This is a genomic window from Marinicella marina (assembly GCF_030065545.1).
Taxonomy (GTDB): Bacteria; Pseudomonadota; Gammaproteobacteria; order Xanthomonadales; family Marinicellaceae; genus Marinicella; species Marinicella marina.
In genome coordinates this window covers 237,224-260,055 of sequence record NZ_JASJNC010000004.1, presented here as the reverse complement: position 1 = coordinate 260,055, position 22,832 = coordinate 237,224, and the positions used below count along the sequence as shown (strand labels likewise).

Sequence of the window (22,832 nt, the reverse complement as noted above, 5' to 3'; positions counted from 1 at the left end):
ATCTATTCACCTTCTTATCCAGATGTAGATGAAAGTCACCACAGCAGCAGATAAAGACTTAACCCGAGGTTCTGTCTATAAGCACATGATTCGCATAGGAATTCCTGCCGCCTTAGGCATGGTCTTCAACACCCTTTATAACCTCACTGATAACTGGTTTGCTGGTCAAATTTCGGACATTGCATTGTCTGGACTTTCTATTGCCAGTATCGTTTTTGCCTTGTTTTTGGCCTTGGGTATGGGTCTGCAAAGCGGCACTTCAGCCATGGTGGCTGCAGATTTGGGCAGTAAGAACAAGAAACAAGTGATCGAGTGGTTGAATTGTTCTCATGGCATCACTTGGTTTTTATCATTGCTTATTTTGATCTTGGGCTTATTGTTCGCCCAAGACCTGTTGAGCTTTCTCAGTGATGATGCTCAAATTGTTACGGTGGCATGGGAATACACCTCAGTGATTCTGTGGGGCAATGTGTTCTTTAATTTGACCAGCTGTTTTGCTGGCGCTTTGATTGCGCATGGCAACACCACCAGTTACAGGAATGTGTTGGTGGTTGGGTTCTTTGCCAATTGGCTGTTGAACCCATTGTTTATTTTCGTTTTTGACTTAGGTGCGGCTGGTTTGGCATGGTCAACCTTAATCATAAAAATGGGCTCATCTTTGTATTTATGGAAGGTGTTGATGATTGAAGCTGGGGTATGGTCCAAACCAGCCTATAATTTTGAGCATTGGCGCCAATTAATGGCACAAATCATGCCGGCCAGCATGAACATGCTGACCATCATCATTGGTGGTTTTATCACCATATACTTTATCTCGCAATTTGGTGATTTTCCGGTTGCTGGTTATTCTGTGGGCATCCGCATTGAGCAGTTGTTGTTGATGCCAGCACTGGGTTTAAATGCTTCGGTGATGGCTTTGGTCGGTCAGAATTACGGTGCTGGCAACATTGAAAGGGTCAGAGAAATCTATGCCAAGTCATTGAAAGTGGCCTTATTGATTTCAATTGTCTTTATTCCCACCATGATTTTCTTATCACCTTTGATGATGACCCAGTTCACCGATAACCAAGAAATCATCGGTGTTGGGGTTTACTACCTGCGGGCTGATGCGTTTGCGTTTTTTGGTTACATGATGTTGTTCTGTTCCAACGCGCTGCTACAGGCTGTGAAACAGCCCTTATTTCCGCTGGTTATTGGTATTTTGCGTCAAATGGTGTTACCAATCATCGCCTTTTATCTGCTGATTAACGTGTTGGGTTACGGTTTGTACGCTATTTTTTGGGCCATAGTGACCATTGTCTTACTCAGCGCTGCGGTGGCATGGTTTTATACCAGAGGGAGGCTGGCCTTACTGACGCCAGCAATCAAGCGTGAGAAAATATCAAAAGTAGAATGAGCCCTCACAATTCATGTGGAGATGTGTTGGCTTTTTTCTATGCCCTTAAAGTCCCGGTAAATTCTGAACCAGCCATTCGGTCAATTGAGTGGTGGTCAATGCCCCTGAAACGCGTGCGATTTCTTTACCATGATGAATGATCATTAGAGTTGGAATGGAACGAATGTTATACATGCCAGCAATGTTTTGATTGTGCTCTGTATTGAGCTTTATGAAACAAGCCAGTTTGTCCATATCTGCGGCCATGCTCGCAAAAGTGGGTGCAAACTGTTTACACGGGCCGCACCACTCAGCCCAGAAATCTACCACCACTGGTAAATCATTGTTGCTGACATAAAGATTAAAGTTTTGATTGTTGGCAGCGATTGGACGTTTGGAAAGTACCTGTTCGCCACATTTGCCACAACGGGGTTGGTGATCAAGTTTGGCCTGCGGCACGCGATTTTTTGTGGCGCAATTTGAGCAAACAATCAGTAGGGTGGTTTCAGTCATCATAAATCTCAGGGTGAAGTGAACTAAGCATCATGGCTCAGCGTTTCAAATGCCGGTCAAAGAATTCGACCATCTTCTTGAATGAAAACAACCGAACATCATTACCCTCTGCATCCCAACCATGACTGGTTCCGGGCAGGGTGACCAACTCAAATATTTGTTGTTTTTCAATCAGCTTTTCTATCACTGCTATGGTGTCGGAGTACAACACCACTGGATCTTTGCTGCCATGAATAATCATCAAAGGGTCGACCAAACCGTCGGTGTGATACAGCGGTGATTGGTTTTGGTACCGGTCTGGCTGATCATCGCCGGTGGGCTCACCCATCACCCACATCTGACCTGGGTAGGCATGTGCAACGTTGGTGGCTGGGGCACCAGCAATGCCTGCGGCATAAACTCCAGGTTTTTTAAACAAGGACATCATGGTCATCAGGCCACCATAACTTGAACCCCAAATGCCAACACGATCAGTGGAAACCATACCTTCAGATATAAGATATTTTACGCCACTGTGTAAATCTTCTATATCGATAACGCCATAACCGTAGCGAAGGCCTTGGTTGTGTTTTCTGCCTTGGCCCCAGCTGCCTCTGACATTGACGTTTAAAATGATGTAGCCTTTTGATACCAGGTACTTATCCAAGCCCCAGGTGGGGTGTGATGTGCGCCCTCCGTACTGATTTCTGACGCTGTCAGAATACACCGAACCAACAATCAAAGGGTATTTTTTTGTCGGATTGTAATCGGCCGGCAAGCTCAGTCTGCCCACCAAGTTGGTGCCATCTAAATGACTGGGGAATTCAATGTAACTGATATCAGCCCAAGTATATTGGTCGAATGCGGGCAACGGTGAGTGGGTGATTTGTTTTGATTCATTACTTTGCAAATCAATCACATACAATTCCAATGGTGTGGCATCATTGGAAAAAAGTGTGGCTGTGAAGTTTTGAGCAGGCGACAAATAAAACTCATGGGTGCCAGGTGTGGTTGGGCTGACTCGCTTGATTTCTGTATCAGTCAGAGCCACGCTGTAAATTTGACGTTCTGATAAGTAAGATTTGTTGGCTATGAAATAAATCCTTTTATCCACCTGGCTGACAGCAAACGAGGCAATTTCCCATTCTCCACTGGTAAGCTGAACGGGTTGCTGCGCTGCGGTTTTTTGATGGTAGAGGTGTAAGTAACCGTCTCTGTCTGACAGGATAATTAATCCTTCATCATCTGGCGCCCATGCCACTTGCCAATCAGGTCGCAAGTGTTTGGGATCGTACTCATGATAAAACACCTGTCTATTGGCGGTTTGGGTATCAAACACATAAATGGTGTGGTTTTTGATCAACAAATCAGAACTGTTAATAAACACCGATTGTCCGTCGGCAGAAATACCATAATGCCAAATATAATCACTTGCATTGGGTCGCTCAAAAGTGGTTTTATTGCCGTCAACATTGACCATGCCCAAATGGTACTCAGCAGTTTCGTCACCTGGAAACGCCCTTGTGACACGATCTTTAATAGCGCCATCGGCGGTATAATAATGGATGTCTCGTTCAGGTAAAGGGTTGTAATCGTTGATTTGATAAGCCAGTGATTGACCGTCTTTGGCCCACTTGAAACTGACTATTGGGGCTTTGGGGTTAAGTCCTGATGCCAAGCTAATGGCTGCATTTTGCGCTGCAGTATTCACTGGTCGCAGCCACAGAGACCCTTCGCTGATGAATGCCAGCTGTTTTCCTTGAGGATCAAGGGCCAGATTGCTGATGGTTTTTTTATCTGTTTCAAGCTGAATGGCGTTTTGTTTGTTTTTTTGTGAATACAGTTGGCCATGCAAAACATAGAGAAACTGTTGTTCAGCAGCATTGAGCCAAACCACTTCGCTGATGCCAGCTTCACCACCAGCAATTTTTTGCTCAAGCGCAGCTTCATCTACTTTGTGTGTGAGCTGCCGTTTTTCTCCAGTGACAGTTGAGTAGCTCCAAACGTCTCGAAAGGTAAATCCTTCATCGTTCCATAAAAATGCCAGATGAACACCATCACTGGACCAGGCTGGTTTGACTGGTGTGGTACCAATGATGCTCTGGTCAGCGTAAAGCGCATCTAGATTAAAAATATTGACAGCATCGGTCTGTTTTTTTTGTGACGGGGATTGGCAAGCTGCTGTCATTAATGCAATAAAAACAAGGAAAAGGCTGTTTGCAGTACGTTTTAGTCTCATGATGACATATTTAACTGGGTAAAAGGCGGGATTCATTATAAATCAGAAAGTGATGTCATTAAAACTCAGCATGCTGTTCATTGTGAGCTGTTAGATCTTCGCTTGCTGTTCCCATCAGGCATATTGAGCTGTAATCTAACATGGAAAAAATAATTCGATGTCAGTAAGATGGGGTATCTTATTTTTGGGTTGAATGATTTATGCGGAAATTAAATAACACGCTGGCATTGGCAGTTTTGGTTTTTTTGGTTGGTTGTAAAGACCAATCTGTACCAGACAATGCTGTTGAAACTGATGCAGCATTGGAAGTGGTTGAGGCAGTGCAAAAAGCCGATGAGACAATCACCACCCCGTTGGCTGCCAATTTCGAAACCAGTGCCATCACTTTATTTGCGGCCAGGCCACACTATGCCACTGTCTTGGGTGTGGAGCAGCGACTGGCTGGTGGTTATTACAATGATCGTTTGGATGATTATTCGCCCGAAGCTGAAGCAAAGTTAAGGGCACAAATGCGACGAATCAACCAGCAGTTAGCCAACCTTGAAGTTACTGATCAGGTCGATCTAGACAACAAAAAAGTGATGATGAACTTGAATCGTTATTTTGCTGGGAATGAAAAATTCCCCATCGGTTATATAGACCTTTGGATGGGCTTGACACCTTTTATAGTCAGTCAGATTAATGGCCCCTTGATTGATGTACCCAATTACATGGTTAACAACCATAAAATTAGTACCATCAAAGATGCTGAAGACTACCTCAAACGATTGGATGAATTTGATGCCTTCATGCAAGGTGTGATGGCCAAACTATCGGCAGATGTTGAATCAGGCTGGATTGCCCCTAAAATCATCATCAATAAAACCATTGCAGGCTTGGAGGCCTTTATTGCACCGGAGCCTAAAACGCATCCTTTGTACAAAACCTTCGCCACTCAAGTCGATGCCCTCACTGAGCTTGAAGAGACTGAAAGACAGCGCATGTTGATAGAGGCTGAGGAGCACATAGCCAATAACATTTATGCTGGTTACCGCATGATGATTCAAGCCCAGCAACAATTGTTAGAAAAGGCCACCGATGAATCAGGTATCTGGGCACAACCCAATGGTGACGCGTATTATGCCGATGCGGTAAAAATGCTCGGTGATACCGACTTGACCCCTGAGCAAATCCACCAAGTGGGTTTGGATGAAGTGACCCGCATATCGGCCGAGATGGATGCCATTTTGGTAGCCAATGGTCACACCGAGGGCACGGTTGGTGAACGGATGTTGCAGATCAATGATGATCCGCAGTTTCTTTATGAAGATTCAGAGGCTGGTAGAAATCAGTTATTGGCTGATTTGAATGGTTACATAGAAGAAATTAATGTGCGCATGCCAGAACAGTTTGGCACCAAACCACCGTATGATGTTGAGGTTCGTGCTTTTCCTAAAGCGCGCGAGGCATCAGCACCCGGTGGTATGTATTCTTCACCAAAAATTGATGGTTCCCAGCCGGGTATATATTGGATTAACTTGCGTGACATCAAAGCCAATGCCAAGTTTGATTTAAAAACCCTGACATACCACGAGGCCAACCCTGGCCATCATTGGCAAGTGGCCTTGAATCTGGCGCAAGAAAGTCTACCTATGGTCCGCAGGATTGCTCCTTATAATGCATACGTTGAAGGTTGGGCTTTGTATTCTGAGTTGGTGGCCAAAGAAATGGGCATGTATGATGGTGACCCGTATGGTGATTTAGGTCGTTTGAAGGCTGAGCTGTTTCGCGCAGTGAGGCTGGTGGTTGATACTGGTTTACACCACAAAAAATGGAGCCGCGAAGAGGCCATTCAGTACATGGCCGAAACCACTGGTACTGTTGATTCAGACGTGGTCGCGGAAATTGAACGTTACATGGTTTGGCCTGGGCAAGCATTGGGTTATAAACTGGGTATGATCAAAATAGTTGAACTGCGAGACATGGCGAGAAAGGCATTGGGTGAGTCATTTGATATCAAAGCATTCCATGACTTGGTGTTACTGGGTGGCGCTGTACCGATGGCTGTTTTAGAGGATAATGTCAATGCCTGGGTGGCCAAACAACAAGTACAATAAAATTCCATGGGTGAACAACAAAACTGTCCAAGTTGTGATGAGGTGATAATTGGGCAGTTTTGTCACCAATGTGGTGAAAAACAATTTTCACAGCATGATTTATCAATTTCAAAAGTAGCCAAACATGCCATCGCAGCAGTCACGGACATTGATGGCAAGTGGTTAAAGACCATTAAGTTGTTGTTGACCCAGCCTGGTGTGTTATCGACACATTACCTGTCAGGCATCAGAAAACACCTGCTCACGCCTTTTCAACTGTTGTTATTTTGTAGCATCAAATTCTTCCTGATTGCGGGACTCGTTGGTTATTCGGCCTTTACCACGCCGCTGAAAACTCATTTGAATGCTGAAAACTTCATCCACCAAAAAGTGGCGCAAGAATTGGTCTCTGATCGTTTGAAGCAAACAGGCCAGGATGCAGGCGAGTTTGCTGAAGCATTTAATGATACGGCCGAGTTTCAAGCACGGACATTGGTGATGTTGATGGTACCCATGTTTGCAGTGGTGGTGTTTTTGTTGTATCCAAGCCAATCACATCCAGTGGTTTCAAGTTTGGTATTTGCCACACACGTGTTTGCTTTCATGTTATTACTACAAGCGCTAATGACTCATGTGCTGTTGCAGTCGTTGTTGTATTTGTCTTCCTTCATAGCAGTCTTGCAATCCAGTGGGTATGCTGTTGAACTGATTTATTCATTGCTGATGTTTACGTGTTTTGGGGTTTATTTCTATTTGGCCAGTCGGCGGGTTTATCAAAATAATGTTACCCTTAGTCTGATTAAGGCGCTGGTTTTTACTTTCAGCGTGTATTGGGTATTTATTATTTACCGCATGATACTTTTTTACACCACATTCTACAGTCTTTGAACACAACAGCTGCATTATTAAGGTAATTCAATGTGCAACATGCTGGAACTGGTGGCGCCATCTTTGTTGATATTGACAACATATAAAATGTTGTAGTTTTCATGACTCATGGGTGGGTATTTTGTTTCATCAATCAAACGATTAACCATGTCAGGGATGGTATTGCTGTGGCCAATCACCAGCACTTTTTGGCCGCGTATTTGGTTGATGAATTTCAACACATCAAACGACATCGGATAATACAAGTCTGGTTGCACGGTGCTTGCATCTGCAATAAGCTCAGCGGTCATGATGTTGCGTTTAAAATCTGTGGTAAAAACACGATCAAATTCAATGTGTTGCAATACTTTTTTCCAGTACTTTGCGCGCTCAATACCACGCTCTGAAAGCAATGGGTCTTCAGCAAAATCATCGGTTTTTTCGGTGTGTCTAAGGATGTATATTTGAGTGACATCAGACTCAGATTCCTTAGCAATTTTGGCCGCTTTGATTGCTGCTACTTTGTCATCGGGGAGGTTGCTCATGTAATACATGATGTTCAACGCCATGCTGCCCAATAAAGCACCAATAATCAGCACCAAGAAAAGGCCTTGTATGACTGGGTGTTTTTTACTTTGAGTGGTCGTCATGACGGGCTGCTCAGGAGGCGGTTCAAAACGGTAACCCACTTTATGCACCGTAACAATCAAATCATCACTGATGCCTGCTTTTTTAAAAACTTTCCTTAAGCGGGCTATGGCCGCAGGAATAACCTCGGGAGAAGAGGGTTTGTCCCGCCATATTTGTTCCATAAAATCATCTGTGGTGATGGTTTCGTTGGCGCGTTCAACCATCAACCGCAACACTTCAATTGCTTTGTAGTCAATACTCATTTCGACGCCATTGGAGGTTAATTTGTGGTCGTCGAAATCAATGCTTATGTGCTTTATTTTATATATATTATTCACATCAATGGGATTGTTTTTTTCTTCATTATAAGCCATTTATTAATAACATAACGTGAGGATTTCTCTAACTACAGCAGCTACGAGTTCACGCTGGAGCAGTTTGGGGGGTGATGCTGGTATTCAAAATTTATTCAAATAAATCAATGAAACTGACTCAGTACCTGGATTAACAGCAGATAAACGGCTGTTAGAAAAATGATTGATAACGATACCAAGCTTTTGTTTTGGTGTCAGCTGGTAATCAAACTCAATGCCCGAGCGGAATTGTACCGTGTGCCCCAAATTTAAGAACTGACCATCGTCATACAGGCCGACACCAGAATGTACATCGAAAGTCCAACGGTCTGATAGGTCAATGTCATAACTCAATCCCGAGTAAAAGTAACTGATACCACTGTCACTCCATTGATACCCCAGGGAAGGGGTCAAGGACCATTGAGTGATGGGTGTAAATCTGACCTCTAATCCATAGAAATTGTTTTTAAACTGGTTTTCTCTGAACACATTGATTTGTCCAGCTGATGCGCCCCACCAAGTAGGTTTAAAACTGGCTTTAACTGGGCTCTGAAATATCAGTGTCGATATCAGAAGGGTAAATATGAAGCGTATTTTTTTATGCATCCGTGTCGATTATAGTTAGTTTTAAAAGAACATGAATTGTATTTGAATGGTGTCAATTAATTGTCGTTATGACCTTAATGTTATTTTTTATCTGGCGCTAGAACAGCTTTCTTTAGCCAGTGAATGCTACCGTTTTGCTGATCTGAGCGGTCAAAAATACATTGGTAATTGTTCATAAGTGGCAGTCCGCAGATGGTTTGATTGGGCCATTGAGGCATTTGGTTCATCAACATAAACATCCAATTATCAGGACTTTTGGCGTGTTCCTGCCAATAACATTGTGGCGGTAGCTCTAATTCGATTGATTCAGAATCTGTGCCGACAAATTTAAAGGTCAAAATTGGCCACTGACTGAGATCCAATTGATTGTTTTTATAGGGTTTATTTTGACTGAATGCTTGTTGTGCTGCCTCAAGTGCAGGTCTGAATGTGGGATTGAGTTTTTCAAAACAATTCAATACATATTCATACAGCTGTTTTTGTAGTACCAAAAAACTACAGCCTGAATCTATGATGGCATTAGAGAAAAAACTATTGAGTTTATCAGCCTCTAGCGGTGGTGCCTTACAAGCACCAAAGCCTGCAACACGCACAGCAATTAAATCAGCATTGTAATAAGCATCATGCACCACTGCCATGCTGATTTTTTCTTGTGTGGTGGCTGTCACACCAATCTGGAACAAACCTCGATTCATTGCATGTGCAGCGATTTCATGCTGACTCATGCCTGCTTGGGGTACGTAGACAATGGAGCGATTGGTACTCAGTGCAAATTGGTTGTTGATGATGTTGTTTTCTTCGAAGGCAGTAAAAGTAGGGGTGATGTCATGTTCTGGAAATTGGTGTAAATATTTCTTGAATCCATGAACACCGATTTCCTTTACTTGTTCGGTATATGGCCAGGGATGGGTAGTTTTTTGTGGTGGTATGATTTGCTCAAGTGATGAACTGACATCATAAGCTTTGTTCAAATGGTGATAGGCCAAGCCCCAAATACCATCCGCATTTTGAAAATCATTTTTTGTAGCGCTCTTGGTCAGGGCCAAGGGCGCATCATTGAGTAAATATTGGTCGCTGTGATCAAGCGTTATCTCAGTGCGAATCACCGGTCCGGCCCAGCCACCTTTACCATAAACGACGCTTTGAGCGTATTGGGTTGCTTGTAAAGATTGGTCAGCACCAGCCTGATAAACTTCGGCATCAATGGCCAGGGTGCTGCTGCCCGTATCAAGCAGCACATTTAACTCCGTCTTGTCAGATCCTACCCATATCTTTGTGGTGTAGGCACCCAAAGCCAGTGACAAATTAATCGGTAGTTCTATGGTTGATTTGTTGCCAGCGGACATAACTCAATTATTCGCCAAAAATTCTGAATTTAATTTCTTCAGACATTCGCTCAACGCTCTTTTTACCTTCCTCAATACACCCTTTTGATTTGTGCAGCTCTAACAGCCCAACATCTGTTAACCGTGGCTGCAATAACACATCAGGTGGCTCGCCGGCTAATCTGCTGCGGGTCAAATGCGAGGACATGATGTGAATGGAATTAGAAATCACATCGATGCCTTTGGGTTCTTTGACTTTGCTGCCATCGGCACTGATTAATTTAACGGCTTTCTCAAAGCCCGCTTTGGTTTTGTCCCACAGGCCAGCATCATCCTGATCAGCCAATGGATCCTCAGGTAATGAGTCATCTTCTTCATCTTCATCGCTGACGGCTTTGTAACTGTTAATGATATCGGCATTGAGATTGACTGCAATGACTTTCTCAGCGCCCATGGCGCGACACAAAGAGACGGGTACGGGGTTGACTAAGCCGCCATCAACCAACCACTTGTTACCGTGTTTGACACTGGGAAAAAGTCCCGGAAAAGCCATCGATGACCACAAAGCATCATGCACTGAACCTTCATTCAACCAAACCTCTTTGCCGGTACTTAAGTCGGTTGCCACTGCGCCAAACGGTCTGTCCATGTCTTTGAACTTCAATGATTCAAGGCCAATGGCATGTTCAAAAAGCTTCTTTAACTTCATCGAATTGATGAATCCAGAGGCATTGAAGTTGAGGCTGAGGAAAGAACGAACCTTTGATTCGTTCATTGATAACGCCCATTCCTCTAAGTGGGATAAATTGTTGGTGGCATAACTGGCACCAACCATACTGCCCACAGAACAACCCGCCACAATGTCTGCCTTGATGCCCATCGCCTCCAAAGCTTTAATCACACCGATGTGTGACATGCCTCTGGCAGAGCCACTGCCAAGAGCAAGTCCTACTTTTACACTTGATTTATTCTTCATAATCCCTAATTTAAGTTCTGTTGTTGTGTTTGAGTGTTGTTAACTTAAGACTTTTTATGCGCCAATGGTAACAATCGTTGATACCAGTTGGTTCAGACCGTGTTAACAATTGATTCACAATGCCTTCATGAAACTAGGTTTATTTTAAACATGTTTATTGAGATTATTAATTAATTTTTTAAGACTGTAAAAAACAAATATGATCAGACAATTCAAAGGTTATAAAAGATACATTGTATTTGCGGTAATTGTGGTAATTGCTGCAAGCTATGCCGTCAGCACGTTAGAGACTGGAAGCACTGATAAAAACACCTCAAATCAGGTGTCATCCCCCAATTGATTTCTGCCAACTGGTTGCAGCCAACTGGTTGCAGTTTAATAGATGGTTAATACCATATTTCTTTGATGTGGTTGATCGCGGTGCTCACACAAATAAATTCCCTGCCAAGTGCCCAGTGCCAAACGTCCACCGCTGATTGGTATGGATAATTGACAGCCCATCAGTGAAGATTTTATGTGCGCAGGCATGTCATCATCACCCTCATAGTTATGCCGATAGGGAAAATTCCTAGGTACCAACTTTTCCTCAAAGTTCTTGAAATCCTCACGTACCGTCGGATCGGCATTTTCGTTGATGGTCAGACTGGCCGATGAATGCTGCAAGAATACATGCAACAAACCCACATCAAGCCCAGCCAGAGCTTCTTCAACACACCGATTGATTTGGTCAGTGATTAAATAATATCCACGTCCTGGGGTTTTGATACTGAGGTGAAATTGTTTCATAGGCTTTAGTAGGTTTATTGTTATTCTGAGAAATCTTGATTAATTAAACCTTGTTTATTTGAGGCTTATGTCTTTGAATGATACATGTATATAATAGGAAAAAACAACAGGATGGTTAATCTTTAATGAAGGCTGCACTGGCAACTTTTAAACAATTAAGCACACTTGATCATGCAATGATCAGTCATGAGTCTGAGGCATACATAGAAAAAGCTGCTGATCAATTGGTTGATTGGGTGCTGGCGATGGATTTCAATGATTTACAGTTGGTTGATCAAGTCAGGAATGCCTTATTTGAGTTGGGGGCAGAGGAGCAGGCGGCTTATTGGCAGTTGAATAAGCGCTTGATTCATCCTTTGCAACAATTGATGGCAGATACCGATGCCGGTGGTAAGGTATCAAAGTTACTGGCTCAACTTTCGCAACAGGTGGCTGACATGCAACCTCCTCAACGCAGATTGAGCTGGAGGGAACGTTTTTTGTTGTTGTTTTCTTGGCGAGAATCAGCTTATCAAATGTGGTTGGATAATTTCCCGGAAAAACGCAAAGTGATGGTTGGATTGGTGGAACAGTTAAATGCTGAAAAGCGGCAGTTGATGCGCGACAATCAGATTCTCAACGGCGATCATGAAGCGTTGATGGCGGGTTTGCAAAAACTGACCCAAAGCTTTGATTTCGTGACTGTCTTCGAACAACAACTCAAACTACGCAGCGCAGATACCTTAACAATCAGTGCCCATCACTTAGCGGTCATTGATGATGAATTACTTGGCCCAGTGCAACAACGCTTGATCGACCTACAACAACAATCCTTGATCGCCAGACAAGCGATGATGACCGTAGAATTGATCATCAAACAAAACCAAAGCTTGATCCGTGATATTGACCAAACGGTGATGACCACCACAGCCGCTCTGGATGTGGCAGCTGGTGTGGCGATGGCCAACAACAATCAACGCCAGCAAAAGCATGCCGAGCACTTCAGAATCGATACGGCCAAATTAGAACAAGCCAAAGTATTGATTGATCAGACCCTTGAACACATGCAGCAGGTCAGTGATGACTCAAGCGCAGCGCTGCATGAAATTGAACCAGAAAATAATCAAAATTAATTTCAGCCACTTACTTTTCGGGTAATTTTTTTATTTATTGTTAAGTTTTACAATCATATAAGCCCCTTATTTAATTCATTTTCATACCTGCCTAGATGTCAAATACAGTTCATATGTGACTTCATGCACATTGACATATTATGTCATTGTGACATATTATGTCATCATGCATTGAGCAGATGAAGGAGAGAAAAACGATATGAACACAGAGGATTTTGCCATTAAATTATCTCAACACAGAACCACGGAAGGCTTTACTTTTGATTGCCAAAGAATCACTGGGGAAGTAGAAGTGTTACAGGTTGAGATCAATGGGTTTGATGGTTTTCCGGTGTTTATTACGCAAACTCAATTTCAAATCATTTGTATCATCTATTTATGGACCGAGGATGAAATCAGAGCAGACAGGCGCACTGAGATGTTAGAAATGATGCTTGATACCAGCATTTCAATACCATTGTCATCTTACGCCAGGGTAGGCGATCGGTATGTGCTTTTCGGTGCTTTATCGGTCAGTTCTGAGTTAGATAAAGTGGTGGAAGAGGTGGTGATGTTGAACGAAAACGCTGTTGATGTGGTATCGGCCATGGAGGACTTCTTAAAATGAGTGGTGATAAGAAACGTGCAGGAATGAACATCTTAGATAAGATCATTCAAGTCATCAGAGATGATTCCAGGGCATTGAGTGAAGCGGTTATGGATTCAACTGGTAATAAAATATACGAAAAACAAATTGAAGTGGCCAAAGTTAATTTAAGCAGTGCCAAACATGCCATCAGCGACGCATTGGCCAAAGAATCACAATGCTCTAGAAAAGTTAAGTTGATGAAGTCGCAAGTTGATGAGCATGAGCAGCGCATCATTAAGGCTTTGAGTCAAAATGATGAAATATTGGCTTTTGATTTGGCCACTGAAATGGTTGAACTGGAACAAGACCTGGCAGCCGAGGCGGGCATACTCAAGTCACATGAACTGCACTTAGGTCATTTGACTCGACAAATGGAAAATGCCGAACGTTCATTGAAAGAACTGGAACGGCAGGTGGCAATGGTACAAACCACTGCGGACATCCAAAAGGCGACTGAAGTCATTACCAAAAACTTCAACCAAGCCGACAGCAAAATGTTATCTGCCAAACGATCCTTGGAAAGGATACGCAGAAAACAGCAAAGCCTTGATGAACAATATGAAGTGGATGATGCAATGGTTAATGAGCGCAAGCCAGTGTTGACCGAAAAACATCAGAATGAAGTTTCTGAACAAGTCACGGAAGATGCAGCAGATGTGTTGAAAAGGATCATTGACAAGGAATGATCTGTTGCAACTTTTATTAATGCTTATTTTTGAGTTGAATGAATGAAACCCATGAATCAAATTTATTATCAGGCTAAGGACCATGCAGTTGATGTGTCGACAGGGATTGTTGACAGGGAAATATTGGCTGCATGACTGATAAGAAACAACAAATCTTGAATAAATGGGCCAAGGAGAAGAAAGCGGTGAAGGCCACCCAGGTGGCTTTCGATGTGGGTGAGAAAATCCAATATGTGATCAGAAAAGAAGCTTTAGACAGAAGCATCAACCCGTCTGACAGAATCAGACAAATTCTGGGTCTGAGTGTGTCGCGAAAACCAAAACGACTGCGTCTATCAATCTCACTGTCTGATGATGACATGGCTTTTTTAGCCGAAGCGTATGAATTAGAAACCAATGACCCTGTTGAGGTCAAAAGGCGAGCTGCAGAAAAACTGATTGAGCACGTCAAAAATATTGATGAGGAGCTGTGATGGAAATTTTTTTAACAAACATAACGAGTTTTCCTGTGATTGTGTTTACCTTTTTACTGGCAATCATCATTGTTTACTGGTTATTGGCGATGTTAGGTGCGGTTGATATTGATATGTTTGATGCTGACTTCGATCTTGATGTTGATGTTGACGCAGATATTGAGCTTGATGTAGATGCCGATGTAGGTGCTACGGTAGATCCTGATTTTGACCCTGAAAGTCTCAGAGGGATTACCGGCTTTATGTTGAAATGGGGTCTGACTGGTGTGCCTGTGACTGTGGTGGTCTCGATTTTGGTGGCTTCGGCTTGGTTGATCAGTTACATTTTGGCATCAGTGGTTATGCCACTGATTCCTTTGGCGCTGTTACAGTGGTTGGTTGGTGCGGCTTTGTTATTGGTCAGTTTTGCTTTGGCCATACCAGTCACGGCACAATTCATCAGGCCTCTGAAAAGTGCTTTTGTGTCGTACACGGCCAGAAACAAGGTTTCTTTCATAGGCAGTGAGTGTTTGGTTAAAACGGGCTCTGTCACTGAGAGCTTCGGCCAAGCAGAGTACCAAGATGGTGGCGCAGGGATGCTGTTTGATGTCAGAGCCAAAGTGTCTGATAACATCACCAAAGGTGATTTGGTCATACTGAAATCATACGATGAAGAAGACGGCAGTTACTGGGTCATCAAAGCAGAAGAATTAAATTAAAAATAAATGGTCTGTCTTAAACACAAACCATGAAACAACAAGTAACAACTTCGGTTGTGGACAATATAGCAAAGACTGATAAAGGAGAAATAAACAATGAATAGCGACTTATTAATAGCCATAGCCACCTATGCTGGGGTGGTGGTGTTGGCACTCATCGGGTTGGCCCTGATTGTGATGAAGTTCTACCAAAAGGTAGAGCAGGGTCAGGCCATGATTGTGAACACCATGAAAGAAACACCGGAAGTGACCTTTACGGGTCGCACCGTGTGGCCAGTTATTCATAAAAAGGAATTCATGAACATATCACTCAAGACCATTGAGATTGATCGTCGGGCTCAAGATGGATTGATTTGTAAGGACAACATCAGGGCGGATATCAAGGTAACCTTCTTTGTTCGAGTTAATAAAACCAAAGAAGACGTACTGAAAGTGGCACAAGCGATTGGTTGTGAGCGGGCATCTAAACAAGCCACCATAGAAGAGTTATTCAGTGCCAAGTTCTCAGAAGCTTTAAAAACTGTGGGTAAAAAACTTGAGTTTGAGGAGTTGTATGAAGAACGTGATCGCTTCAGGGATGAAATCATCATGGTCATTGGTAAAGACTTGAATGGTTATGTGTTGGAAGATGCGGCGATTGACTATTTGGAGCAAACGCCGATTTCGTCTTTGGATGAGAACAACATCTTGGATGCCCAGGGTATTCGTAAAATCACTGAGTTAACGGCGAAACAAAAAATCCTCACCAATGAGTTTGAGCGTGAAGAGGAAACCAAAATCAAGAAAAGGGATGTTGAAGCCAGGGAGCGAATTTTAGAGTTGGAACGCATTGAAGCCGATGCAGAGGCCAGGCAGATGCGCGAAATTGCTTCGGTCAAAGCCCGCGAGGAAGCTGAAAAAGAAAAAATTGAAAGTGAAGAACGCCTGAAAGCAGAAACAGCCAGGATTGCTACCGATCAAGAACTGATGGTACTGGAAGAAAACAAACAGCGAGAAGTTGAAGTGGCGGCCAATAACCGCATGCGTGCGGTGGCAATCGAAGAAGAAAAAGTCACTAAGGTTAGACAGTTAGAAATTGTTGGCCGTGAACGTGAAGTGGCGCTGCAAGAAATCAACAAAGAAAAAGACCTTGAGGTTGAAAAGAAAAACATTGCAGATGTGGTGCGTGAACGCATAGCGGTAGAAAAAACAGTGGCTGAGCAAGAAGAAAAAATCAATGAACTGCGGGTGGTGGAAGAAGCCAAACGCAACAAACAAGCTCAGGTGATTGCAGCTGAAGCTTTGGCAGAACAAGATTTAATCAAGGAAATCAAAGCGGCCGAAGCACAAGAAACCACAGCCAAACACCGTGCCAGTGAGCGCATCACTCTGGCTGAGGCGGCACGTGAATCAGCAGCCAAAGAAGCCGATGCCAAAATCAGATTGGCTGAAGGTGTGCGTGAGGAAGCGGCTGCCACTGGTTTGGCAGAAGCCAAAGTCATAGAAGCCAAAGCCGCCGCTCATCAGAAACAAGGTGAGGCAGAAGCGGCTGTGATGGCAGAGAAATTCAAAGCAGAGGCGGTCGGTGCTGAGGATATAGGCATGGCCAATGTGCGGGTGAAAGAAGCGGATGCTCAAGGTGAAGAACAACAAGCCATGGTCGCAGTGAAGATTAAAGTGGCTGAAGCACAAGCCATCGAAGAACGCTATGCGGCAGAAGCACGAGGTTTGAAAGAGAAGTTTGCGGCGCTGGCGACCATGGATGAGACGGTCAGAGAACATGAGGAGTTTCGCATGGGCTTAGACATGTCGCATGTTGAGAACATGAAAGCGATTGAGGCCAATACGGGTATTGCTGAAACCCAAGCCAAAGTACTGGCAGAGGCTTTAAAAGAAGCGAATATCGATATTGTCGGTGGCAATGGTGACTTCTTAGAGAAGTTCATGAGTTCGTTGGCAGTGGGTAAAGCGGTAGATGGTGCCATTGGTAAAAGCGACATCTTACAAGCTGCGGTGGCTAAGGTCATGAGTTTGGGTAACGGTAAGAGTTTTGATAAAGACACCATCACTCAAATGATCAAGAAATTGTCTCGCAACGATGAGCAAGACACCGAAAGTTAAAGTTGATGCATACCAGCAGGGCCAGTTGATTCTGGCTCTGCTGCTGGCAAGGAACGTTTAATTACAGTATTTTGGAGTGAGGCATGGCTGATAACAACAGCACCATCAATCAAGCGGTAGCCAGTGGCGGCTCATATGAGGTCATTCGCAAACGCCTAGAGGAACAAAACAAACAATTAGAACAAAAAATCATTGGCTTGAACCAATTGCGTGAATCAACATTCGGCAAAACGGTACTTGAAGTGGTTGATCGGGTCAGGGTAAGAACAGAAAACAATTGCACACCACGTGATATGGTGCGAATCAATGGACAATTGTTGTTTGGCTACAATGTGTTTATTGGTTTAAAAAAAGCCACCCAAGTAAAGGACGTTTTCGCGCTGTATTCGCTGCATGAAAACGAGGGAAAATTTGAAGTCAAAGCGGAACCATTGGCCGGTTCATTCCTGGCTGACGAGGTTTTTGTTAAACAGTTTTTAGAGCTCTACAGTTACTACAAAAAAGCCGAGTTGATTCAGCTGCGTGTGGTCGATCAAAAACTCTTGGCGGCATTCCAAATTGGCGAAAAAATCGGCGACATCAGGGTATTTCGTTGGGTCATAGGCAACAACGGTGAAGTGCAATACATCGATGATCGCGGTGAGCGCGACATTGAATTACCACCGGCTTATGATTTTGAGTGGCACAAAGCCGAGCGAGACCAATTCGTTCAAGGCCGTCACCCTCATGTATCAATCATGGATGAAGTTTTTGTTGAAACCGTCGGTGGTGATTTGACCATCAAGGTCGAGAATAACACCGAGGATGGTGAGGGTATTTACCAAGAGGCGGTTGATGAACCGAATCAATCTTTGGAAGATGCCGACATCTACTATGCCAAAGTCCATGCCTTGATTTTATTAAAAATCTTGCCTTACAAAGAACAAGATTGGCGTTATTTTGTGTTCAATACCCGCAACAATGAGGTCTTGCGAATAGATGCCTTGGGACATGCTTGTGTGCAGTTGCCAAATGATCATGGCATCATTTTCCCTGGTGGTTACTACTTACAAAGTGGTGAATCCAAAGTCTTTGCTGAAGATGTAGATGGTTTGTTGTTCAAACGGCGCTGGAATGCACCCAATGGCGAAGATGTGCTGTATGTGTTTTATGAAAAGCTGGAAGGAAAACTGGCGCTTTATTCTTACAACACCATCCGCAAGGAATTACAAAATCCCATTTTTGGTCACGGTTATTCATTATATGATGATGGCAAAATGATTATTTTTCGCGCCGAGTCAACTGAGGCGACGCGGATACACCCCATGCAAATCTGGCAAACGCCTTATACCAGTGAGGAATACAGTGCCAGTCAAAGCAAAGATGACAGTGAATTATCAACCATTGGAAATGCGGAATTGGTCCAAGGCATCTCAGAACTATATGGTATTTCCAAACTGATCAGTGAGCAACAACCCAGTGTTCAAGTCTATGAGGATTTGATAAAAAACATCCAGCGGGTGAAGGATGGTTATTATTGGCTGGAAAATTCAGCCGTGGGTGATTTCTCAGAACAGTTGGATTTGATTGGTGAAACATCAGAATTGGTGTTGGACGAGTTTGAAAAGGTCAAATCAATCAATCTACAAAGTGCCAAAGCGTTGAAAGAGGCTCAGCATGACTTACAACAATTACTTCGTGAAATCAAAATTGCTAATTGGGATACGCCAGCACCATTTGTAGATGGTTTGTTGCAGTTAAAACGACAAAAAGGCCACTTGTTGTCATTGCGCGAGTACCGTTATATTGATTTAAGTGCGATTGAAGACTTGTCATTGCAAGTGGATGATGAAATTGAGGCACTGGGTAAAAGAACCATTCAGTTCCTGTCGGATGAACAAGCCATGTTGCATTATGAGCAGGTGGTCGATGAGGTGCACCAAAAAACCGCTGAGATTAAAACAGTCAAAGATTTAAAGCCTTTGTTGGACGAATTGGATGAAATGAGTTTGGGTTTGGATGCACTCTCAGAGGTCATCAACGGTTTAGAAATTGATGATACGCTGCAGAAAACCGCCATATTAGAGTCAGTTTCACAAGTATACTCTCGGATCAATCAAACCAAAGCGCATGCTAAGCTGACCAGCAAGGAGCTGTCAGCAACTGAATCAGTGGCTGAGTTTGGTGCTCAATTGGCAGTCCTTTCGCAAAGCATCACCAGTGGGGTGGCCCTGGCAGAAACGCCTGATGGTTGTGATGAACAGTTGGCGCGTTTGATGGTGTTGTTGGAAGAGCTTGAGGTTAACTTCAGTGAGAACGAAGCCTTTTTAGACCAAATACTGACCAAACGCGAAGAACTACACGAGACCTTTGAAAACAAGAAACAAAGTCTGATTGATCAACGCCAACGCAAAGCCGAGAATGTACAATCTGCAGCCACTCGGGTGTTAAAAAGTATAGAGCGGCGTTCTTTGAAGTTCACCGACAGTGATCAATTGAACACCTATTATTCTTCCGATCCCATGATTCATAAAGTCAAGGAGCTGATCGGTCAGTTGCATGACTTGGATGACAGTGTCAAAGCCGATGACACAGAGGCCAGACTAAAAGCCATCAAAGAGCAGGCCATACGTTCGTTGAGGGACAAGCAGGACATATTTGAAGACGGTGGCAAGAACATTAAATTGGGGAAACACCGTTTCAGCGTCAACACCCAGTCACTTGATTTGACCATTTTGCCAAGGAATGATGCCCTGTATTTTCATTTGTCTGGGACTGATTTTTATGAGCCTGTGAATAACCAAAAGCTACACGATTACAAGGACTTTTGGCCACAAACAATGAGCTCAGAAAATGACTCGGTTTACCGAGCCGAGTATTTGGCTTACAACATTTTTCAAGATGCCATTCAGGGTGAAGCAGGCAGCAGCATAGATCAGTTGGTGTCGTTGGATGAAGAGGCATTGGTTGATTTTGTCAAGGCCTATGCCAACCCGCGTTACCAAGAAGGCTATGAAAAAGGCATCCATGATCATGATGCCAGTAAAATCATCAGCCAATTGCTGCAGATATACCAAACAGCGCCTTTGATGATGTTTGGGCCCAGTGCTCGGGCATTGGCTAGCTATTTTTGGTTGCACAGCAGTGTTAAAAACCAAAAGCACTATACACAGCGCGCTCAAACTGCTAATAAAATTGCCAAAACCTTGGGTGACCGATCTATGTGCCAAGACTTGTATGTTGAATTCAAAGCGGAGATGGACGCCTTTTATCTACAGAATGATTTGCGCTTTAACGCAGCACAAATGCTGTTGGCCGCTGAATTCCTTTTGGCCCATATCGTTGATGATTCACCGACCAAAACATTTCAAGTCTCTAAACATGCGGCAGATTTAGTTAAACAACTGAATGATCATTTGACCGCGGTGGGAGAGGATAAGGCTTTCAAAAATGAGCTGGATGCGCTCAATGATGACCCCAAACAACAGTGGCAATTGATTGGTTATTGGCTCAGTGGCATGATTCGCAAAGACAATGAAATAAATCAGGACATGCTGCGCTTCATCAATGAAGCCACTGTGCTGATTTTGGCAAAACAGGGCAAGGCTTACGATGCTTCGGCATTGGATTTGGCTTGTCAGGTAGACGATCTATTGGGGGATCACAGTCGCATCAAAAATCGCACACTCAAATTTGAGTTCGATGAGTTCATGGAGCGTTTGAGCCATTATCACCAACAACTGGTGCCTGAATACCAAGAATACCGTGAAATGAAACAAACCGTGATGCACGAACAACGTGCACAAATGGCGCTGGAAACTTTCAAAGCCAGACCATTGGCATCGTTCGTGCGTAACCAATTGATCAATCAGTCTTATTTACCCATCATTGGTGATAATTTGGCCAAACAGATGGGCGCCGCCGGACAAAACAAACGCAGTGATTTGATGGGTTTGTTGCTGTTAATATCACCGCCAGGCTACGGCAAAACCACTTTGATGGAGTACACAGCGAACCGTTTGGGTTTGAATTTTATGAAAATCAACTGTCCTTCATTGGGGCATGATGTCAAATCATTGGATCCAGCCAATGCGCCCAATGCAACAGCCAAACAAGAGCTTGAAAAGCTTAATTTAGCATTGGAGATGGGGAATAATGTGATGTTGTATTTGGATGACATCCAGCACACCCATGCCGAGTTCTTGCAGAAATTCATCTCGTTATGTGACGGTACCCGTAAAATCGAAGGGGTGTGGCGCGGCATGAGTAAAACCTATGACATGCGTGGCAAAAAATTCTGTGTGATCATGGCGGGTAATCCGTATACCGAATCAGGTGAAGTCTTTAGGGTTCCTGATATGTTGGCCAATCGGGCCGACGTCTATAACTTAGGTGACATTCTGGGTGGACAAGAGGATGTGTTTGCTATGAGTTACATTGAAAACTCATTGACATCGAATCCGGTGCTGGCTCCTCTGGCACTGCGAGAGATGAATGACTTATACCTGTTGATGGATATGGCCAAAGGCAAAGAAGTGGCTACATCAGATTTGTCTCACAGTTATGCCAGCAGTGAAATCAACGAAATCATTACTGTTTTAAAACACTTGTTCACAGTCCAAGAAGTGATCTTGAAAGTCAATCAAGCGTACATTTCATCTGCTGCGATGGATGACAGGTACCGACAAGAACCACCTTTCAAATTACAGGGCAGTTACCGAAACATGAATAAATTGGCTGAGAAAGTGGTACCAGTGATGGACCAGCATGAACTGCAACAGCTGATAGATGATCATTATGCGGGTGAAGCGCAGCTGTTGACCACTGGGGCTGAGGAAAACTTACTTAAATTGAAAGCACTCAGAGGTACTTTGAATGCTGAAGATGAAGAAAGATGGCAGGCGATCAAAGCAGAATTTAAAATCCGCAACGCTTTGGCTGGAGATGAGGCCGATGGCGCCACCAAGATTGCCAGTCAAATTGGTGCTTTAAAGACCGACATGAGTGAATTGACTGGGCAGTGGATGCAACAATCTCAAGCATCTCAAAGTCAAACTGAACAACAGTTGTCAATTGTCAGCGATCGATTGAGTCAAGCTATAGAGAAACTGAATTTACAAGTCAACGTCTCAAATGAGCCGTTGCCTGGTCTTGATGATGCGATGATTTCACTGTCTGAGACTTTGGAAACATCGTTCGTACCGATTGTGGTAGCGATGAATAAGAAGCTTAATATCAATAATGAGGTACTGGAGCAGGTGACTGAACTGAGTCAAAAAATCAAGAACCTCAGTCTTTCAAAATCCACCAGAACGGTAAACACAACTGAAAGTCAGACGGTCAAAAGCAAAGCTGCCAAACGTTCTGCGATGAACAAGTCAGCGAGCAAAAAGAAAGCAGTAAAAAAAACCACCAAAAAAGAATGATTTGAG

17 protein-coding genes are annotated in these 22,832 nt (G+C 43.6%); 10 read left to right on the top strand and 7 right to left on the bottom strand.

The genetic code is table 11. The annotated features are described in order from the left end of the window. The first annotated feature begins 28 nt into the window (after positions 1 to 28). Positions 29 to 1,396 (top strand): MATE family efflux transporter, encoded by a 1,368-nt coding sequence (locus QNI24_RS08175; RefSeq protein WP_267176074.1) that lies wholly within the window; start codon positions 29 to 31, stop codon positions 1,394 to 1,396. Between the two features lie 45 nt (positions 1,397 to 1,441). Here QNI24_RS08175 and trxC read toward each other — a convergent pair whose 3' ends face one another. After that, on the bottom strand, positions 1,442 to 1,888 hold the full coding sequence (trxC, locus tag QNI24_RS08170; protein WP_283708617.1) for a thioredoxin TrxC: 447 nt from the start codon (positions 1,886 to 1,888) through the stop codon (positions 1,442 to 1,444). A gap of 37 nt (positions 1,889 to 1,925) precedes the next feature. After that, positions 1,926 to 4,055: a S9 family peptidase gene (locus QNI24_RS08165; RefSeq protein WP_267176072.1), complete on the bottom strand. Its 2,130-nt coding sequence runs from the start codon at positions 4,053 to 4,055 to the stop codon at positions 1,926 to 1,928. A gap of 251 nt (positions 4,056 to 4,306) precedes the next feature. On the opposite strand from QNI24_RS08165, the gene QNI24_RS08160 reads away from it, so the two are divergent. Beyond that, positions 4,307 to 6,202, top strand: coding sequence for a DUF885 domain-containing protein (locus QNI24_RS08160; protein ID WP_267176071.1), 1,896 nt, complete (start codon positions 4,307 to 4,309; stop codon positions 6,200 to 6,202). A 6-nt stretch (positions 6,203 to 6,208) separates the two neighbouring features. Beyond that, a complete protein-coding gene (locus tag QNI24_RS08155; RefSeq protein ID WP_267176070.1) occupies positions 6,209 to 7,069 on the top strand; it encodes a DUF3667 domain-containing protein in 861 nt (286 codons plus the stop codon). A gap of 17 nt (positions 7,070 to 7,086) precedes the next feature. Here QNI24_RS08155 and QNI24_RS08150 read toward each other — a convergent pair whose 3' ends face one another. From QNI24_RS08150 to QNI24_RS08130, 5 genes are all read right to left on the bottom strand, one after another. Beyond that, complete coding sequence (locus QNI24_RS08150) at positions 7,087 to 8,052, bottom strand: winged helix-turn-helix domain-containing protein (protein WP_283708615.1); 966 nt, start codon at positions 8,050 to 8,052, stop codon at positions 7,087 to 7,089. A gap of 84 nt (positions 8,053 to 8,136) precedes the next feature. Next, positions 8,137 to 8,637: an acyloxyacyl hydrolase gene (locus QNI24_RS08145; protein ID WP_267176068.1), complete on the bottom strand. Its 501-nt coding sequence runs from the start codon at positions 8,635 to 8,637 to the stop codon at positions 8,137 to 8,139. Between the two features lie 80 nt (positions 8,638 to 8,717). Further along, on the bottom strand, positions 8,718 to 9,983 hold the full coding sequence (locus QNI24_RS08140) for a pepsin-like aspartyl protease (RefSeq protein WP_267176067.1): 1,266 nt from the start codon (positions 9,981 to 9,983) through the stop codon (positions 8,718 to 8,720). A gap of 7 nt (positions 9,984 to 9,990) precedes the next feature. Further along, positions 9,991 to 10,938 (bottom strand): patatin-like phospholipase family protein, encoded by a 948-nt coding sequence (locus QNI24_RS08135; RefSeq protein ID WP_267176066.1) that lies wholly within the window; start codon positions 10,936 to 10,938, stop codon positions 9,991 to 9,993. A gap of 375 nt (positions 10,939 to 11,313) precedes the next feature. Beyond that, a complete protein-coding gene (locus QNI24_RS08130) occupies positions 11,314 to 11,724 on the bottom strand; it encodes a secondary thiamine-phosphate synthase enzyme YjbQ (RefSeq protein ID WP_267176065.1) in 411 nt (136 codons plus the stop codon). A gap of 125 nt (positions 11,725 to 11,849) precedes the next feature. Between QNI24_RS08130 and QNI24_RS08125 the strand changes: the two genes are divergently transcribed. The 7 genes from QNI24_RS08125 (at position 11,850) to QNI24_RS08095 (ending at position 22,826) form a co-directional block, all read left to right on the top strand. Continuing rightward, positions 11,850 to 12,836, top strand: a complete 987-nt coding sequence (locus tag QNI24_RS08125) for a toxic anion resistance protein (RefSeq protein WP_267176064.1) — start codon at positions 11,850 to 11,852, stop codon at positions 12,834 to 12,836. 199 nt (positions 12,837 to 13,035) lie between these two features. Beyond that, a complete protein-coding gene (locus QNI24_RS08120; protein ID WP_267176063.1) occupies positions 13,036 to 13,443 on the top strand; it encodes a YjfI family protein in 408 nt (135 codons plus the stop codon). Continuing rightward, entirely contained in the window at positions 13,440 to 14,150 is a 711-nt protein-coding gene (locus QNI24_RS08115; RefSeq protein WP_267176062.1) for a PspA/IM30 family protein, read from the top strand. The genes QNI24_RS08120 and QNI24_RS08115 overlap by 4 nt, the downstream gene beginning before the upstream one ends. A gap of 131 nt (positions 14,151 to 14,281) precedes the next feature. Continuing rightward, positions 14,282 to 14,623: a hypothetical protein gene (locus tag QNI24_RS08110; protein WP_267176061.1), complete on the top strand. Its 342-nt coding sequence runs from the start codon at positions 14,282 to 14,284 to the stop codon at positions 14,621 to 14,623. Next, the gene (locus QNI24_RS08105) at positions 14,623 to 15,321 is read left to right on the top strand and encodes an OB-fold-containig protein (RefSeq protein ID WP_267176060.1); all 699 of its coding nucleotides are present in this window, start codon (positions 14,623 to 14,625) and stop codon (positions 15,319 to 15,321) included. The genes QNI24_RS08110 and QNI24_RS08105 overlap by 1 nt, the downstream gene beginning before the upstream one ends. Positions 15,322 to 15,417: 96 nt before the next feature. Further along, positions 15,418 to 17,421 carry a hypothetical protein gene (locus QNI24_RS08100; RefSeq protein WP_267176059.1) on the top strand — a complete coding sequence of 668 codons (2,004 nt, stop codon included), beginning with the start codon at positions 15,418 to 15,420 and terminating at the stop codon, positions 17,419 to 17,421. Positions 17,422 to 17,504: 83 nt separating this feature from the next. Beyond that, on the top strand, positions 17,505 to 22,826 hold the full coding sequence (locus QNI24_RS08095) for a DNA repair ATPase (protein WP_267176058.1): 5,322 nt from the start codon (positions 17,505 to 17,507) through the stop codon (positions 22,824 to 22,826). The last annotated feature ends 6 nt before the right edge of the window (positions 22,827 to 22,832 follow it).